General features: G+C 64.7%; 18 protein-coding genes. 14 read left to right on the forward strand and 4 right to left on the reverse strand.

Going from position 1 to position 16,902, the window contains the following annotated elements:
- The first annotated feature begins 74 nt into the window (after positions 1-74).
- The 3 genes from BUA41_RS02020 to BUA41_RS02030 all read left to right on the forward strand — a co-directional run bounded on the left by BUA41_RS02020 (position 75) and on the right by BUA41_RS02030 (position 3,259).
- The gene (locus tag BUA41_RS02020) at positions 75-281 is read left to right on the forward strand and encodes a dodecin (RefSeq protein ID WP_072819206.1); all 207 of its coding nucleotides are present in this window, start codon (positions 75-77) and stop codon (positions 279-281) included.
- 106 nt (positions 282-387) lie between these two features.
- Positions 388-1,761 carry a Trk system potassium transporter TrkA gene (gene trkA / locus BUA41_RS02025; RefSeq protein ID WP_072819209.1) on the forward strand — a complete coding sequence of 458 codons (1,374 nt, stop codon included), beginning with the start codon at positions 388-390 and terminating at the stop codon, positions 1,759-1,761.
- Positions 1,762-1,810: 49 nt separating this feature from the next.
- Positions 1,811-3,259: a TrkH family potassium uptake protein gene (locus tag BUA41_RS02030; protein ID WP_072819211.1), complete on the forward strand. Its 1,449-nt coding sequence runs from the start codon at positions 1,811-1,813 to the stop codon at positions 3,257-3,259.
- Here BUA41_RS02030 and BUA41_RS02035 read toward each other — a convergent pair.
- Positions 3,234-3,623 carry a DUF2784 domain-containing protein gene (locus tag BUA41_RS02035; RefSeq protein WP_072819444.1) on the reverse strand — a complete coding sequence of 130 codons (390 nt, stop codon included), beginning with the start codon at positions 3,621-3,623 and terminating at the stop codon, positions 3,234-3,236. The two genes, BUA41_RS02030 and BUA41_RS02035, sit on opposite strands and share 26 nt — an antisense overlap.
- A gap of 113 nt (positions 3,624-3,736) precedes the next feature.
- Between BUA41_RS02035 and BUA41_RS02040 the strand changes: the two genes are divergently transcribed.
- The 6 genes from BUA41_RS02040 (at position 3,737) to BUA41_RS02065 (ending at position 9,769) form a co-directional block, all read left to right on the forward strand.
- Positions 3,737-4,960 (forward strand): TraB/GumN family protein, encoded by a 1,224-nt coding sequence (locus tag BUA41_RS02040; protein ID WP_072819213.1) that lies wholly within the window; start codon positions 3,737-3,739, stop codon positions 4,958-4,960.
- Between the two features lie 77 nt (positions 4,961-5,037).
- Positions 5,038-5,175: an alternative ribosome rescue factor ArfA gene (gene arfA / locus BUA41_RS02045; protein ID WP_072819216.1), complete on the forward strand. Its 138-nt coding sequence runs from the start codon at positions 5,038-5,040 to the stop codon at positions 5,173-5,175.
- 153 nt (positions 5,176-5,328) lie between these two features.
- Positions 5,329-6,744 carry an amidase gene (locus BUA41_RS02050; protein ID WP_084671044.1) on the forward strand — a complete coding sequence of 472 codons (1,416 nt, stop codon included), beginning with the start codon at positions 5,329-5,331 and terminating at the stop codon, positions 6,742-6,744.
- Between the two features lie 52 nt (positions 6,745-6,796).
- Positions 6,797-7,198 carry an ectoine synthase gene (locus BUA41_RS02055; RefSeq protein ID WP_072819218.1) on the forward strand — a complete coding sequence of 134 codons (402 nt, stop codon included), beginning with the start codon at positions 6,797-6,799 and terminating at the stop codon, positions 7,196-7,198.
- A gap of 141 nt (positions 7,199-7,339) precedes the next feature.
- The gene (locus BUA41_RS02060) at positions 7,340-8,902 is read left to right on the forward strand and encodes a bifunctional GNAT family N-acetyltransferase/carbon-nitrogen hydrolase family protein (RefSeq protein ID WP_072819221.1); all 1,563 of its coding nucleotides are present in this window, start codon (positions 7,340-7,342) and stop codon (positions 8,900-8,902) included.
- Positions 8,903-8,908: 6 nt separating this feature from the next.
- Positions 8,909-9,769 carry a M90 family metallopeptidase gene (locus BUA41_RS02065; protein WP_072819224.1) on the forward strand — a complete coding sequence of 287 codons (861 nt, stop codon included), beginning with the start codon at positions 8,909-8,911 and terminating at the stop codon, positions 9,767-9,769.
- Here BUA41_RS02065 and BUA41_RS02070 read toward each other — a convergent pair.
- Together BUA41_RS02070 and BUA41_RS02075 are read right to left on the reverse strand one after the other, a co-directional pair.
- On the reverse strand, positions 9,706-10,044 hold the full coding sequence (locus BUA41_RS02070; RefSeq protein ID WP_072819226.1) for a hypothetical protein: 339 nt from the start codon (positions 10,042-10,044) through the stop codon (positions 9,706-9,708). The two genes, BUA41_RS02065 and BUA41_RS02070, sit on opposite strands and share 64 nt — an antisense overlap.
- Positions 10,045-10,062: 18 nt before the next feature.
- Positions 10,063-10,920: a LysR family transcriptional regulator gene (locus tag BUA41_RS02075; protein ID WP_072819446.1), complete on the reverse strand. Its 858-nt coding sequence runs from the start codon at positions 10,918-10,920 to the stop codon at positions 10,063-10,065.
- A gap of 127 nt (positions 10,921-11,047) precedes the next feature.
- Here BUA41_RS02075 and BUA41_RS02080 point away from each other — a divergent pair, with 127 nt between their 5' ends.
- Entirely contained in the window at positions 11,048-12,232 is a 1,185-nt protein-coding gene (locus tag BUA41_RS02080; protein WP_084671045.1) for a TauD/TfdA family dioxygenase, read from the forward strand.
- A 76-nt stretch (positions 12,233-12,308) separates the two neighbouring features.
- Positions 12,309-12,992: a TVP38/TMEM64 family protein gene (locus BUA41_RS02085; RefSeq protein ID WP_072819229.1), complete on the forward strand. Its 684-nt coding sequence runs from the start codon at positions 12,309-12,311 to the stop codon at positions 12,990-12,992.
- A gap of 6 nt (positions 12,993-12,998) precedes the next feature.
- On the opposite strand, the gene BUA41_RS02090 is transcribed toward BUA41_RS02085, so the two are convergent.
- Positions 12,999-14,318: a glycosyltransferase gene (locus tag BUA41_RS02090; RefSeq protein ID WP_245791831.1), complete on the reverse strand. Its 1,320-nt coding sequence runs from the start codon at positions 14,316-14,318 to the stop codon at positions 12,999-13,001.
- A gap of 287 nt (positions 14,319-14,605) precedes the next feature.
- Between BUA41_RS02090 and BUA41_RS02095 the strand changes: the two genes are divergently transcribed.
- The 3 genes from BUA41_RS02095 (at position 14,606) to BUA41_RS02105 (ending at position 16,852) form a co-directional block, all read left to right on the forward strand.
- On the forward strand, positions 14,606-15,685 hold the full coding sequence (locus BUA41_RS02095; protein ID WP_072819232.1) for a tartrate dehydrogenase: 1,080 nt from the start codon (positions 14,606-14,608) through the stop codon (positions 15,683-15,685).
- A gap of 139 nt (positions 15,686-15,824) precedes the next feature.
- Positions 15,825-16,262: a hemerythrin domain-containing protein gene (locus BUA41_RS02100; protein WP_072819233.1), complete on the forward strand. Its 438-nt coding sequence runs from the start codon at positions 15,825-15,827 to the stop codon at positions 16,260-16,262.
- Entirely contained in the window at positions 16,259-16,852 is a 594-nt protein-coding gene (locus BUA41_RS02105) for a lipocalin family protein (protein ID WP_084671046.1), read from the forward strand. The genes BUA41_RS02100 and BUA41_RS02105 overlap by 4 nt, the downstream gene beginning before the upstream one ends.
- The last annotated feature ends 50 nt before the right edge of the window (positions 16,853-16,902 follow it).

Raw genomic sequence — 16,902 nt, forward strand, 5'->3', positions numbered from 1 at the left:
CGGGTACTGGCGCGAGCGCCCCGGCACGATCTAGGCTGTATGCACCATTTGTCGTACCGCTAAAGGAGACGTTCATGTCCAGCCATGTCTACAAGCAACTCGAACTGACCGGTTCCTCGGCCACCGGGATCGAGGATGCCGTCGAGCAGGCCCTCGCCAAGGCCAACGAGACCCTGCACGATATGCGCTGGTTCGAGGTCACCGAGACGCGCGGTCATATCGAGCATGGGCGCATCGCCCACTGGCAGGTCACCATCAAGGTCGGTCTTTCTCTGGACTGACGGCGTCGATCGGGCCCGAGCCTTCCAGGGCCGGGCCTGTCCCTCACCCTCCGCACTGGTTTATGCTAGCTCTCCACGACGAACCACCCCTGCGGATCCTCCATCGATGAAAATCATCATCCTGGGTGCAGGCCAGGTCGGCGGCACGCTGGCTGAGCACCTGGCCCATGAAGAGAATGACATCACCGTGGTCGACACCGATGCGGAGCGTCTGCGCGAGTTGCACAATCGCCTGGACATTCGCACCGTGACCGGTCCCGCCTCCTACCCGCTGGTGCTGCGCCAGGCCGGTGGCGAGGACGCCGACATGCTGATCGCGGTGACCAACTCCGATGAAGTCAACATGATCGCCTGCCAGGTGGCGCATACGCTGTTTCGCACGCCCACCAAGATCGCCCGGGTGCGGGCTGCCGCCTATCTGACCCGCAAGGGACTGTTTTCCAACGAAGCCGTGCCGGTGGATGTACTCATCAGCCCGGAGCAGGTGGTCACCGACCATATCCGTCGTCTGATCGTCTACCCCGGGGCACTGCAGGTCCTCGAGTTCGCCAGCGGCCAGGCCCAGCTGGTGGCGGTCAAGGCCTACTACGGCGGCCCGCTGGTGGGCCAGGAGCTGGGCTTCCTGCGTCGTCACATGCCCAACGTCGACACTCGGGTCGCTGCCATCTATCGCCGCAACCGGCCGATCATCCCCCGGGGCGACACCGTCATCGAGGCCGACGACGAGGTGTTCTTCATCGCCGCACGGCGGGACATCCGGGCAGTGATGAGCGAACTGCGCAAGGTCGAGCGCGACTTCCGCCGCATCCTCATCGCCGGGGGCGGCAACATCGGCCAGCGACTGGCCGAACAGCTCGAGCACAGCCACCAGATCAAGATCATCGAACGCGACCTGGAACGCTGCAGTGCCCTCTCGGAACGCCTCGACCGCACCGTGGTGCTGCATGGCAGCGCCACCAGCAAGCGCCTGCTGATCGAGGAGAACATCGAGGACTGCGACATCTTCTGTGCCCTGACCAACGACGACGAGGTCAATATCATGTCGTCGATGCTGGCCAAGCGGCTGGGCGCCAAGAAGGTGCTGACCCTGATCAACAACGCCGCCTACGTGGATCTGGTCCAGGGTGGCGAGATCGATATCGCCATCTCGCCCCAGCAGTCGACCATCGGCGGGCTCCTGACCCATGTGCGGCGTGGCGACATCGTCAACGTCCACTCATTGCGTCGCGGGGCTGCCGAGGCCATCGAGGCCATCGCTCACGGCGACTCGCGCTCCTCCAAGGTCATCGGTCGGACCATCGACGAGATCGATCTGCCGGCAGGCACGACCATCGGCGCGGTGGTGCGCGGCAAGGAAGTGCTGATCGCCCACGACGACGTGGTGATCGAATCCGGCGATCACGTGATCCTGTTCGTGATCGACAAGCGCCGCATTCGCGACGTGGAGCGGTTGTTCCAGGTCGGCCTGACCTTCTTCTAAGAACGCCAAAATGAAAATCGATGCCTCATAACGCAAGGAACGCCAAACCATGAGCCTGCGCGTCACGCTGCGCATCCTTGGGCTGCTGCTGATGCTCTTCAGCCTGACCCTGGCTCCGCCAATCCTGATCTCCCTGCTGTTCGACGATGCGGTGTGGGACGCCTTCGTCATCGCCATGGCGATCACCTTCGTCACCGGCGCCGTGATCTACCTGCCCAACCATCGTGCGCGCAAGGAACTGCGTACTCGAGACGGCTTCCTGATCACGGTCCTGTTCTGGAGCGTGCTGGGGCTGTTCGGCTCGCTGCCGCTGATGCTGGCCAGCGACCCGGCGCTCTCCTGGACCGACGCGGTGTTCGAGTCCTTCTCGGGCCTGACCACCACCGGCGCCACGGTGATCACCGGCATCGACCTGTTGCCCGACTCGATCCGCTATTATCGCCAGCAGCTGCAGTGGCTCGGCGGCATGGGGATCGTGGTGCTGGCGGTGGCCATCCTGCCGACCCTCGGCATCGGCGGCATGCAGCTCTACCGCACCGAGATCCCCGGCCCCCTCAAGGATTCCAAGCTGACGCCACGCATCACCGAGACCGCCAAGGCCTTGTGGTACATCTACGCGGCACTCACCTTGACCTGCTTCGCGGCTTACTGGCTGGCCGGCATGAACTGGTTCGACGCCCTCGGCCACAGCTTCTCGACGGTGGCCATCGGCGGTTTTTCCACCTACGACGCCAGTATCGGCTACTTCGACAGCGCCGCCATCGAGATGATCTGCGTCGTCTTCATGATCCTATCCTCGCTGAGCTTCGGCCTGCATTTCGCGGCCTGGCGCGAGAAACGCCTGGGCCAGTACCTGCGCGATCCCGAATTCCGTTTCTTCATCCTGTTCCTGACCCTGCTCAGCCTTGTCACCATCGTGACCCTGCTGGTCAGCCGCACCTACTACGACCTGACCGGCGTGCGCCACGGCCTGTTCGAGGCCGTCTCCATCGCCAGCACCTCGGGCTTTGGCGTCGCCGACTTCTCGATCTGGCCCGGCGCCCTGCCCTTCATGCTGTTCGTCGCCGCCTTCGTGGGCGCCTGCTCGGGCTCCGCCGGAGGTGGCATGAAGGTGATTCGCATCCTGCTGATCCTGAAGCAGGGCATGCGCGAGGTGCTGCGCCTGATTCACCCCAACGCCGTCATCTCGATCAAGGTCGGCAGGATGAGCGTTCCGGACAGTGTGTCCCAGGCGGTCTGGGGCTTCTTCTCGGTCTACGTGATGCTCTTCTTCCTCATGCTGGTCGGCATGCTGGCCACCGGGCTCGATCAGGTCACCGCCTGGTCCGCGGTGGGGTCCGCGCTCAACAACCTGGGGCCGGGACTCGGCGAGGTCTCCAATCACTACGGCAACATCCCTCCCGCGGCCAAGTGGATACTGGTGCTCGCCATGGTACTGGGGCGCCTGGAAATCTTTACCGTGCTGGTGCTATTCACCCCGGCCTTCTGGCGGCGCTGACCCGTCGCCGCCATCGCCTCAGCAGAGACACGTAGACCGGCAGGTTGATGGCGAGCACGCCGAGACCCAGCCAACGCTGGATCGCCGGGGTCAGTCCGGACGGGTAGATCAGCGCGATCAGATAATGTTCGATGAACCCTCCGGCGTAGCCCGACTCCCCGGCGGCACGCAAGAGGGCGTTCTCCAGCGGCGTCAGGGGGCATATCCAGCCGTTGAACTCCAGCGCCGCGGCCCAGATCGCCGCCGGAAGATGCAGCCATGCCAGTCGCGGCCAGCGCAGCGCGGCAAGGCCTCCCAGGACGACGAACAGGATGAACCCCAGGTGAAGCATCAAGACCGCATCGGCGGCCCATCGATAACCCATCGGCATCTCCGCATCGGTGGCATCCACGATGGCAGGAAGGCGACCCCGTGCTTGGACGGCCTTCTCTGCTTCATGGATAATCGACGGTCTGGTTCCGTTGCAAGCGAGCGTCCATGACCGAAATACAGGATATCACCACCGAGGACGCCGTCAGCGGTCCTCGTCGCCTGATCGAGAGCGGTGACACCCGCTACACCCTGCTGGGGACTGCTCACGTCTCCCGGGCCAGTGCCGAGGAAGTGCGCACGCTGATCCGCTCCGGCGAGTTCGATGCCGTGGCGATCGAGCTGTGCGAATCGCGTTACCAGAGCCTGACCAACCCCAACGCCCTGGCCGACCAGGATCTGTTCCAGATCTTCCGCCAGGGCAAGGCCGGCATGGTGGCCGCCAGCCTCGCCCTGGGCGCCTTCCAGCAACGGGTCGCCGAGCAGTCGGGCATCGAGCCCGGCGCCGAGATGCGAGCGGCCGTGAATGAGAGCCGCGAGGCCAGTCTGCCTCTGCTGCTGATCGACCGCGAGGTGGGCGTCACCCTCAAGCGTGTCTATGCCAACGTGCCCTGGTGGCAACGCATGGGCCTGATCACCGGGCTGTTCGGCAGCCTGCTGTCACGCCAGCAGGTCTCCAGCGAAGAGATCGAACGCCTCAAGCAGGGAGACGTGCTGGAGTCCACCTTCAGCGAGTTCGCCGAGCAGTCCGAGGCACTCTATACGCCCTTGATCGCCGAGCGGGATCGCTACATGGCACTGCGTCTGGCGGAAGAGAGCCCTCAAGGTCGCTACCGCCATGTACTGGTCGTCATCGGCGCCGGTCACCTCAAGGGCCTGGCCGGCCATCTCGAGCAGCCGCTGCCACAGGCTCCCGCCGCGGAACGCCAAGGGCTGGAGGCGACTCCGCCGCGTCCTCGCTGGTGGAAGGCCATCCCCTGGTTGATCACCGCTCTGGTGCTGGCAGGCTTTGCCATCGGCTTCTCCCGGGACACCCAGCTCGGCTGGGAGCTGATCGGTGAGTGGTTTCTGATCAACGGCGTGCTCTCGGGTCTTGGCGCCGCCATCGCCCTGGCCCACCCGCTCACCGTGGCGGCCACCTTCTTCGCCGCTCCATTGACCTCGCTCAACCCGACCATCGGCGCCGGTTTCGTGGCCGCCGGGGTCGAACTGGCGCTGCGTCGTCCCAAGGTGCGCGACTTCTCTCGACTGCGCCACGACGTGGCAACCCTCAAGGGGTGGTGGCGCAACCGCGTCTCCCGTACCCTGCTTGTCTTCCTGCTTGCCACCCTCGGTTCCGCCGCCGGCACCTGGATCGCCGGGCTGAGGATCGCCGGCAAGCTGTTCGGTTGAACCATCGGCCACCCTGACTGTCTCCAAGGCGGCACCCAACGGGTTCCGCCTTCGACTTCTCTATCAGGAGAGATTCAATGAAGAAACCCCGAATTCGCGACAACGCCCTGAAGGCGGCATTGCGCACTCCCATGTTCCGCATGCAGCAGCAAAAGCCGAAGAAGGGCAAGGGAAGCTACTCCCGCAAGGGGCGGCGCCATCGCCAAGCGGCCTGAGCAGGCCATTTCGCGATAGCGCTGCGCCCTCGAACGAGCGATGCATCACTCGAAGGATGCCCACCCCCGCCTTTCCGCCCCCATACCGTTTTGCCTCCTTCCAGGCATCTGGCCTAACCTGTATCGTCACCAACACGATGCAAGGAGGCTGACGTGAGCGACACCGACCTGGGACTGATGGATGCCGGGCGACTGGCGGAACTCTTCGGCTCCGGCGAGGCCTCCCCCCTGGAGGCCACCCGAGCGGCACTCGAGCGCATCGAGCGTTTCAACGACAAGGTCAACGCCTACGTCTACGTGGATCACGAGGGGGCGGAAGCCGCCGCCAAGGCCTCGGCCCGGCGTTGGGGCCAGGGCAAGCCGCTGAGCCCGATCGACGGGGTGCCGGTCTCGCTCAAGGACTTGACCAATGTCGCCGGCATGCCGGCCCGCGAAGGCTCGCTGCTGACCTCGGACGCTCACTGCGAGGAAGACGCGCCGCCGGCGCGCATGTTGCGCGAGGCCGGCGCCGTGCTTCTCGGCAAGACCAACACCCCGGAGTTCGGCTGGAAGGCGGTGACCGACAACCGGGTCTTCGGCGCCACCTGCAACCCCTGGGACACCCGCCTGACCCCGGGCGGCTCTTCCGGCGGTGCCGCGGCCGCCGCGGCGCTCAACCTGGGCGTATTGCACCAGGGCGGCGATTCCGGTGGCTCGATCCGCATCCCTGCCGCCTTCACCGGCGTGTTCGGCTTCAAGCCGACCTTCGGCTGGACCCCTCAGTGGCCGCCGGCCAAGGAGCCGACGCTGTCGCACATCGGCCCCTTGACGCGCAGCGTTCGGGATGCGGCACGCATGCTCAACGTGATCGGGCGCTACGACTACCGCGACCCCTACGCCACCCGCGGCCAGCCCGAGGACTGGGGCGTGGATCTCGACAACGACCTGCGCGGCCTGCGCATCGCCTACTCCCCCGACCTGGGCTATGCGAAGGTCGATTCCCAGATCGCCGAGCGTGTGCGGGAAGCCGCCCGGAAGCTGGAAGCGCTGGGCGCCGAGATCGTGGAAATCGACCCCGGGTTCGAATCGCCCATCAAGACCTTCCAGACGCTGTGGTTCACCGCCTCCCTCGAGCTGTGGTCGCAGTGCAGCGAGGAACAGCGTCAGAGGCTCGACCCGGGCCTGGTCGCCAACGCCCGTCATGCGGAGAACTGGCTCGCCGTCGATCTGTTTCGGGCACTCGCCGATCGCGCGCGCCTGACCCAGCAACTCGAGCACTTCAACCAGGAGTACCATCTGCTGATGACGCCCTCGGTGCCCCTCGAACCCTTCGAGGTCAATCACGAGGTGCCGCCGGGCAGCGACATGCGCGACTGGGAAGAGTGGGCGCCTTTCTCCTACCCGTTCAACCTGAGCCAGCAGCCGGCCGCCTCGGTGCCCTGCGGCTTCACCGACAAGGGTCTGCCGGTCGGCTTCCAGCTCGCCGGCGGCAAGTTCGACGACATCCGGGTATTGCGGGCCTGCAACGCCTTCATGGAGGCGCATCCGCCACGCTTTCCCACGGTGCCCGACCCGGCCCATTACGGCTGACCCGCCGCCCCCGCACATCGAAGCACCGCATCGAGAGAAGGAGAAGCGCAGGATGATCGTTCGCACCCACAAGGACGCCGAAAACAGCGCCGTCGATGAAGAGAAGTTCATCAGCCGCCGCTACACCCTGCGGGCGGACGGCATGGGCCATTCCGTGCACGAGACCCATGTCAAGCCCGGCCAGGCACTCCACATGTGGTACAAGAACCACCGGGAAACCGTGATCTGCATCGAGGGAGAGGGCCAGATCGAGGACCTGACCGAAGGCGGCAAGTGGGACCTGAAACCCGGTGTGCTCTATGCCCTGGACAAGCACCAGCAGCACATCCTGAGCAGCGAGAAAGGCATGACCGTGCTGTGCGTGTTCACCCCCTCGCTGGTCGGCCCCGAGGACCACGACGAACAGGGCAGCTACCCGCTTCTCGACGATGATGGTACGGTGCTCAAGCGCTAGATACCCTCTCCACCTGACCGGTCGCAAACCGCTTGATGGGAGGCTTGTAGCCCCCGTAGCCCCCGCGCGTCCTGCCGGCGGGGCACCGCGTGTTACCATCCCAGGAATATTAATATTTCCCCATCAGGACCCCAGACGCCCATGTCCCTAGACGATCTTCACCTCAATCTACGCAATCTGGTACCCGAGGATTATCCCCAGCTCAAGGCGCTGATGGACAGCATCTACGACGACATCGGGGGCGCCTGGTCCAGGTCCACCATCGACAAGCTGATCGACGAATTTCCCGACGGCCAGATCATCATCGAGGATGACGAGCACATCGTCGGCGTGGCGCTGACCGCCCGGGTGGACTACGACGAGTTTTCCAACCCGCACAAGTACGACGACCTGATCGGCCACCGCGAGGTCATCCTCAATGCCGCGGACGGCGACGCGCTGTATGGGCTGGACGTTCTGATCGACCCGGCCTATCGCGGGCATCGCCTGGGACGCCGCCTCTACGAGGCTCGCAAGGACCTGTGCCGCTCCCTGAACCTGCGCGCGATTCTCGCCGGGGGGCGCATCCCCAACTACCACCTGTACGCCCAGGAGATGTCGCCCAGCGAGTACCTGGACGCCGTGGCACGCAAGGAGATCCACGACCCCATCCTGTCGTTCCAGCTGGCCAACGACTTCCTGGTCAAGCGACTGCTGCGCAAGTACCTGCCGGAGGACGAGAAGTCCCAGGGCTACGCGACGCTGCTGGAGTGGAACAACATTCTCTACGAGCCCGCCGAGCGGGTGCTCGAGACCCGCAAGACCCAGGTACGGGTCGGCGCGGTGCAGTGGCAGATGCGCGAGTTCGCCTCGGTGGAGTCGGTACTGCAGCAGGTCGAGTATTTCGTCGATGCCATCGCCGACTACCAGAGCGATTTCGCGGTCTTTCCGGAACTGTTCAATACGCCGCTGATGGGGCTGACCGATCAGTCCGACCAGGTGGCGGCGATCCGCTTTCTCGCCGGCTTCACCGAGCGTTTCAAGACCGAGATCTCGCGCATGGCGGTCTCCTACAACATCAATATCGTGGCCGGTTCGATGATGGAGGTGGGTGACGACGGTCGCCTCTACAACGTGTCGTACCTGTGCCAGCGCGACGGCACCACCGAACGCCAGTGCAAGCTGCACATCACGCCCCAGGAGCGTCGCGACTGGGTCGTGGAGGGGGGCGACGAACTGCAGGTCTTCGAGACGGACGCCGGTCGTGTCGGCATCCTGATCTGCTACGACGTGGAGTTTCCGGAACTGCCACGACTGCTCGCCGAGCAGGACATGGACATCCTGTTCGTGCCCTTCTGGACCGACACCAAGAACAGCTATCTGCGCGTGCGCCACTGCGCCCAGGCCCGGGCCATCGAGAACGAGTGCTATGTGGTGCTGTGCGGCAGCGTCGGCAACGTGCCGTCCATCGAGAACCTGGACATCCAGTATGCCCAGTCCTCGGTGTTCTCGCCCTCGGACTTCGCCTTTCCCCACGACGCGGTGCTCTCGGAATCGACGCCGAACACCGAGATGGTGATCTTTTCCGATCTCGACCTGAACCGGCTCAAGGTAGTGCGCTCGGAAGGCTCGGTCACCAACCTGAAGGACCGGCGCAAGGACCTGTTCGATCTGCGCCTGCGCGACTGGTCCTGGAAGTCCGGCGGCCGGCAAGAGGAGAGCTGACGCATCATGTTGAGCTGGTGGCGTCGCTGGCGGGCCGAGCGTTTCGCGGCCCGCCATCCGTTTCCCGAAGACGCCTGGCGGGAGGCCCGGGCACGCCTGCCGCTGCTGGAAGCGCTGGACAATGACGATGCCCGGCGGCTGGGGCAGCGCGCCTGGCACCTGGCGCACAGGAAGCGACTGACGGTCCCCGGGGAAAGCGAACTCGACCTGCCCGCCCGGCTGGGATTATTCGCCCAGGCAGGCCTGCTGACCCTGGGCTGGAGCAACACGGATGCCTTCGAGGCATTCACCAACGTGCACGAGATCCTGCTGCTGCCGGATGTCTTTCGTCGCCAAGCCTCCGACATGGACGAAGCCGGCGTGGTGCACGAATACCACGACGAACGGGCCGGCGAGACCTGGTATCAGGGCCCGGTGGTGCTATCGCTGACCGATGTCGCGGCGAGCGGCGATTGGAGCGGCTTCAACGTAATCATCCATGAATTCGCCCACAAGCTCGACATGGGCAACTCCCAGGATGTCGACGGCTTCCCGCCCCTGCCGGCGAGCCTGTCGGCCACGACCTGGCATCGCGTCTTCACCGCGGTCTGGGACGACCTGCAGGATCACCTCGAAAGAGGCGTAGAGCCACCCATCGACGATTATGCCGCGAGCCATCCCGGCGAATGCTTCGCCGTATGCTGCGAGTACTTCTTTACCGCACCGCAGATACTGAGCGACGCCTATCCCGAACTCTACGATCTGCTCGCCCACTATTTCCACCAGTCACCGCTGGAGCGTCTGCCCGCCAGCCCCTCGGCGGGTCAATCCGGGGAGGTGGACCAGACCCGGGAGCGCTCCGGCGGTTGCGGGTCCGGGCATTCCTGAGCCCGCGTCGACCAGATCGTCGTGCCGTCGGCACGGTGGCAGACGCTCGGCCCGGAGGCGTCTTCACCCTGTTCCTCGACCCGCGCTTCATTCTCGTCGCGCTCGGAGGGTGTCGTCATGAAACGCGAGCCATCGATGACGATCTCGATATCGCGCTGCCAGACATGGCCACGCCTCGTCTCGTCGGCGAATAGCTGGCCGAAGGCTCCCAGCGCCAGCGCCCCCGCCAGAACGGCGCCGCCGATGCAGCGAACCGCAAACGGTACAAGCGTCATGTCCTCACCCCCTTTCGCTCATGGGCTCAGCCCTTCCCAGAGCAGCACTGCTTCCGGGCGTCGTTCTTGTTTCATCGGCCGCACCAGCCAGAAGCGCTCATCCGTGGCCGCAGGAAGATCAAAAGGCGCCACCAGGTCGTCACGCTCGTTCAACAGCCCCTGATGAATCAGGGCCACCCCGCCGCCCCGGGCCGCCAGTGCCAGCGTCATGATCTGGCTGTCGCAGGAGAGGGTCAGGCAGTGGCGATCGAGACCCGCCACCCCCGCCTCTTCCAGCCAGGCGGACCAGCCCACCGCGAAGCCCGGCGCGTGCAGCAGGGTTTCGCCGACCAGGTCCGCCGGTGCGTGCAGGCGCTCGGCCAGCCTGGGCGCACAGACAGGCAGCATCGCCTCGCTACCCAGCGACTGAAGCTCCACCCCTTCCCAGTCGCCGAGGCCGTAGCGAATCTCGATATCGGCGCCTTCGATACCGAAGTCGTCGCGCCAGATCGCGCTGACCACATGCACCACGATGCCCGGGTGACACCGGTGAAAATCCAGCAGTCGCGGTGCCAACCATATCTGCTGCATGACCGGCGTGGCGCGCAATGTCACCGAGGCCTGCGGGTGCGATCCGAAGACTTCCGTCGTGCCCTCGAGCAGGCGTCCGAATGCTTCCTGCACGCTGGGCAGCCAGGCCTGGCCAGCCGGGGTCAAGGACAGGCTGCGCGGATGACGCACGAACAGCCGCTGGCCCAGACGATCCTCGAGAAGTCGGATACGCTGGCTCACCGCCGACTGGGTCACGCCCAGTTCACGACCTGCCCGGGTGAAACTCAAGGTACGGGCAGCGGCCTCGAAGGCCTGCAACCAGAGGATGGGCGGTAACGCATTCATGGGCAAGCGGGCCATAAGTCAGGCTTGGGCATAGCCCCCAGATTAATCGTTTGTCGCCATGACGTACAGGCGACATCCTCGGGGCACCGCGGCAGACAAGACTCACGATTCACCGGAGAAGACTTTGATGAACACGCCCGTTACCGAGCCAAGCACGAACCAGCCCAGCCTCGACATGGGCGAGCTGTCGCCCCATGCCGAAGGCCCGAGATTGATCGCCGCGACGTCGTCCGGCGATCACCTGGCGCTTCATTGGGTCGACGGCAGTCAGGCACACTTTCCCCTGCTGTGGCTGCGCGATCACTGCTCCTGCAGCGAATGTCGCCACCCCTTGACCCGGGAACGCCTCTTCGTGCCCCTGGAGGATATCGACGAAGCGCCACGATCGACCCTGGTCGAAGGGGGCCTGCGCCTGCAATGGGCCGATGGCCATGTCAGCCTGTACGACGCTGTCTGGTTGCACCAGCGCCGCCCGGGTGACGATGCCGATCCCAACGGCACACTGACACGCCTTCAGCGCCCCTGGCCCGAGGCGTTCGCTCCCGAGCATGTGAAATACAGCGATTTCATGACCACCGACGGTGAGCGCCACTGGCTGGAAGTGTTGTTGCGCGACGGCCTGGTCGTGCTCGACGACGGCCCGCTGATCGATGAGGAGGTCAGTCGTATCGCCGGTCGCATCGGCCCGATGCGCGCCACCAACTTCGGCGCGCGCTTCGATGTCTACTCCAAACCCAATCCCAACAATGCCGCCTACACGGCGATCGGCCTGGCGCTGCATTCCGATCTTCCCAACTGGCGCCAGCCACCGGATATCCAGCTGCTCTACTGCCTGCAGAACGAGGCGGAGGGTGGCGAATCGCTCTTCGCCGATGGTTTCGCCGTGGCCGAGCGTCTGCGCGTTGAAGCACCGGAGGCCTTCCGTGTACTGAGCGAGACGCCCATCGATTTTCGCTTTCAGGACGAGGAGCAGGACATCGCCGCGCGAGCCCCGGTCATTGCACTGGATGACAGGGGCCGGCTGAAGGAGATCCGCTTCAACAACTGGATTCGCGACACCCTGCGCCTGCCGCTGGACACGATCGATGCCTGGTACCGCGCCTACCGGCAATTCTGGCTGCTGTTGCATGATCCGCGCCACCAGATCGAATTCGCCCTCGAGCCCGGCCAGATGGTCGCCTTCGACAATCGTCGGGTGCTGCACGGGCGGCGTGCCTTCGACCCCTCTACCGGCAGGCGCCACCTCCAGGGCACCTACCTGGATATCGACATGATCGAATCGCGGCTGAGAGTGCTCCAACGCCGGACATGACGACTACAGGCATTGGCCGGCGCACCCGGCACGCGTATGCTAGGCGCGACTCCCATGAGCGGATTCGTCTATCGTCATGTCTCGTCCACTGGCTACCGTCATTGCGCTGCTGGCCGTACTGGCCGGCCTGGGTCTGCTGTGGCAATGGCTGGCCATGCAGGATGCGTTGAAGCCCGAGCGCCTGCTGGGGCTCATCGAGTACACCCTGGCCTGGCGCGATTCGCCGCTGGCGGTCCTGGTGGTGATCGCCGTCTACGTCGGCGCCTCGCTGGTGATGTTTCCCCTGAGCGTTCTCGTGGCGGCGACCGGGCTGATGTTCGGCCCGTGGTGGGGGTTCGGCTATGCGCTGATCGCCAGCATGGTGACCTCGGCAGTCACCTTCTGGCTGGGACGCAGGCTGGGGCGCGAGGCGTTGTTGCGCCATGGCGGCAAGCGGCTGAACGGGATCGCCCGGCTTCTGGCGGGCCGTGGCATTCGCACCATGACGTTGATCAACCTGCTGCCCCTGGCCCCCTTTACCCTCACCAACATGATGGCGGGCGCCTTTCATCTGCGCTTTCGCGACTACATGCTGGGGTCGTTCATCGGCATCATTCCCGGCCTGCTCGGGATCGCCCTGCTGGGCAGCCAGCTGGGGTCGTTGATCACCGCCGAGAATCAGACCGAACTGTGGGTCGCTTTGGGCGGAATCGCCCTGGCAGTGCTGGTACTGGCGGGGTTGAAGCGCTACAGCATGCGCAGGCAGCGCCTGCGCCGCTGACCCTGTTCACTTGCGGAAGGCCTCGGGCTCTTCGGGTTCGTCGGAACGCTCGATCAAGCCCCGCATGGGCTCGTCCTGAAAGACCGAACGCAGCACCCGGCCCCGGTGCCGCAACAGCTGCCATTCCGCTCCCAGACGGCCACGCACCCGCTCCCAGGCATCCTGATCGGCATGGCTTATCGGCCCACCGGCGGCAATGGCTCGGCGGTAGACCTCGATACAGCGTGCCGCGCAACAGCCCTCATCGAACGCCCTCGCGGTCTTCAATGCCCCTTCCCGCAACAGGTCGCGGTGGTCCTTGTCCTCGAGATTGTGCAGCGCACTGGCCAGGGCCTGGGCGTCGTTGCCGACGAGCAGATAGCCGTTTTCACCGCTTTCGACCACTTCGCGCACCCCCGGGGCCTCGATGGCGACCACCGGCAGGCCGGCGGCCATCGCCTCGACCAGCACCATGCCCTGGGTTTCGCTGTGGGAGGCGAAGGCGAACACGTCCATGGCGTGATAGGCATCGATCAGCGCCTGGTCGTGCAGCTTGCCCGTGAAATGGAAACGATCGGCGACGCCGGCGCTCGCCGCCGCCTCATGCATCGCCAGACGGGCATCGCCGTCGCCGACGATCAAAAAATGCGCCTTCGGTGCCGTGATCAACAGGCGCGTCACGGCCTCGGCGAGGAAAGGCAGGTTCTTCTCCCGGGCCAACCTGCCGACATGGCCGACCACGAAGGCCTCCCGGTCGAGCCCCAGGCGTCGGCGCAGCCATCTGCCATCGCCTCGAGAGAAGCGTCGGGTATCGACGCCGCTGGGCACGACATGGATGGCCTCGTTGGCCCCCCGCTGCAGCAGCAGCTCGCGCACGCTGTCGCTCGGGGCGATCACCGCATCGCACAGCTTGGTGTATTCGGTGGACAGCGCCACCGCGAAGCGCTGCATGCGCGGCGAGCTGCCCGGCACGTAATGCGTGTAATGCTCGTACAGCGTGTGGTGGGTGAAGATCAGCGGCAGACCGTAGGTCTCCGCCGCCCGGGCGGCGGTATCGCCAAGCAGGAACGGATGATGGGAATGCACGATATCCGGCTCGAAGGCCTCGATGGCTTCGTAGAGCTGGCCCGGGATCGGCACCGGGAGAGAGAAGTCGCTACCGTTGAAGTGCTGAACCGCCGCGACGCGAATGACGTCTGGCTCATGCCGTGGCTGCCCTTCCAGCTTGGGCGCCACCACCAACACCTGATGCCCTTCTGTCTGCAGGCGTGTCTTGAGCCGCTGCACGGACTCGCTCACGCCCCCCACGATGGGACGGTAGGTATTGGTAAACATGAGAATATTCAAGCCATCGTCTCCCTTGGCAATTCACGATATGCGCACTCGATGCCGCCATGATGCGCCTTGTCGTTCGCCCGCCCTGGCCATTTCCTTTGCCGTTCGCGATCATCACGTGAGCAGGCTCCCTCAGGATAGGCGACAAGGAACGTCGAAGCGTAGCCTCAGAGGCATCGATTACATCTGGCTATACAAAAAATGCCTTTACCCATCACCCTGCCCTGCCGGGAGGGTGGTGGCCGGCGAGAATGCTAGACTGCACACTATCTTATTACCAACCCGACGAGGACAGCTTCATGACTCACCGTATCGCGGTCATTCCCGGCGATGGCATCGGCACCGAAGTGATGCCGGAAGGAGTACGGGTGCTGGAAGCCGCCGCAGAGCGCTTCGGCGTCTCTCTGGCGTTCGAACATTTCGACTTCGCCAGCTGCGACTACTACCTGGAACATGGCCAGATGCTGCCGGACGACTGGTTCGATACGCTTTCCGGATTCGATGCCCTTTACTTCGGCGCGGTGGGCTGGCCGCAGAAGGTGCCGGATCATATCTCGCTGTGGGGCTCGCTGCTGCAGTTCCGCCGGGCCTTCGACCAGTACATCAACCTGCGCCCGTGCCGCCTGATGCCGGGCATCCGGAGTCCACTGGCCGACCGCCAGCCAGGGGACATCGATTTCTACGTGGTGCGCGAGAACACCGAAGGGGAATATTCCAGTGTCGGCGGCAAGATGTTCGAGGGGACCGAACGCGAAGTGGTGATCCAGGACACGGTCATGACTCGCGTGGGCATCGATCGGGTGCTCGAGTACGCCTTCGAACTGGCCTCGAGGCGCCCGCGCCGCTCCCTGACCTCGGCGACCAAGTCCAACGGCATCTCCATCACCATGCCCTACTGGGACGAGCGGGTGAAGGCCATGGCCAAGCGCTACCCGGACATCAGCGTCGACCAGTTCCATATCGACATCCTGGCCGCCAACTTCGTGATGCATCCCGACTGGTTCGACGTGGTGGTCGCCAGCAACCTGTTCGGTGACATCCTTTCCGACCTGGGACCGGCCTGCACCGGCACCATCGGCATCGCCCCCTCGGCCAACATCAACCCGGAGGGCCGCTTCCCGAGCCTGTTCGAACCCGTGCACGGCAGCGCGCCGGACATTGCCGGCAAGGGGCTGGCCAACCCCATCGGCCAGATCTGGTGCGGCGCCATGATGCTCGAGCATCTCGGTCACGAGGATGCCGGCAAGGCGATCATCCAGGCCATCGAGAACGTGCTCGCGGACAGTGCCCAAAAGGCAGCGCTGACCCCGGACATTCGTGGCGAAGGCACCACCCAGACTCTGGGCAAGGCGATCACCGAGGCGGTGTCATCGGCATGAAATCACCGGCCGTTCCGATCACGCGCACGAAGATGCCTTCCTCGATGCTACAGGACGCGCCTACTTGTACAATAATTATACAAGGGTATAATCCTAGTGTGACTGGATACCGCAAACGTTGCACGACAAGGAGATGACCATGACGCTATTCGAAGCCCTGCGTGGCGATCATGACACGCAACGCACGTTGCTCGACCTGCTGGTCAAGACCGAAGGAAACAGCGAAGGCCGTGACGAGTTGTTTCACAAGGTCAAGGCCGAGCTTCAACAGCACGCTGCCGCCGAAGAGCGTGCGCTCTACATCCCGATGATGGAGCACGACGCGACCCAGGAAAAGGCGCGCCACAGTATCGCCGAGCATCACGAGATCGACGAGCTGATCGAGGCCCTGGAAAGCACCGACTACAGTTCGCCGGGCTGGCTGGCCTCGGCCCAGAAGCTTCAGCACCTGGTGACCCATCACCTCGACGAGGAAGAACAGGAGGTCTTCCAGGCCGCCGGCAGAGTGCTCAGCGATGGCCAGAAGCAGGACCTGGCCGGGGTCTATCGCCAGGAAATGGACGACCAGCGCAAATGAACGATGCGCGATCCGATGCGCCTGGCACGGCAACGGCCAGGCGCTGCACCGCCCCGCGGGGCGCCGCGATACTCGTCGCCGCCTCCCTGGGCGCCGGTTGTACCGGCATTCCCGAGGGCACCCAGGCGGTGCGTGATTTCGAACTCGAGCCCTACCTGGGGCGCTGGTACGAGATCGCCCGGCTCGATCACTCCTTCGAGCGCGGCCTGGACTGTGTAACGGCAGAATACAGTCGCCGTGAGGATGGCGGGGTCAAGGTGATCAATCGTGGCGTGAATCTCGAAGAAGGCGAGCCGGACGTCGCCGAGGGCAAGGCCTACTTCGTCGAAGACGAGGACGTGGGACGCTTCAAGGTCAGCTTCTTCGGTCCCTTCTATGGCGGCTACAACATCCTCGAGCTGGATGCGGACTACCGTCACGCGCTGATTGCCGGCCCCAATCGTGACTATCTGTGGATACTGTCACGTACCCCAACCTTGGAGGACGACGTCTACCAGCGCCTGGTAGCGCGCGCAGACGAACTCGGCTTCGAGACCGACGCGTTGATCGAGGTCGAACAGGGCCACTCTTGTGCGCCTTATCGACGCTAGCCACCCTGCCGCCTCCTGACGAAAGACGCCTGAATTTCATCTTCGCACCG

The organism is Modicisalibacter ilicicola DSM 19980, from assembly GCF_900128925.1.
Lineage (GTDB): Bacteria > Pseudomonadota > Gammaproteobacteria > Pseudomonadales > Halomonadaceae > Modicisalibacter > Modicisalibacter ilicicola.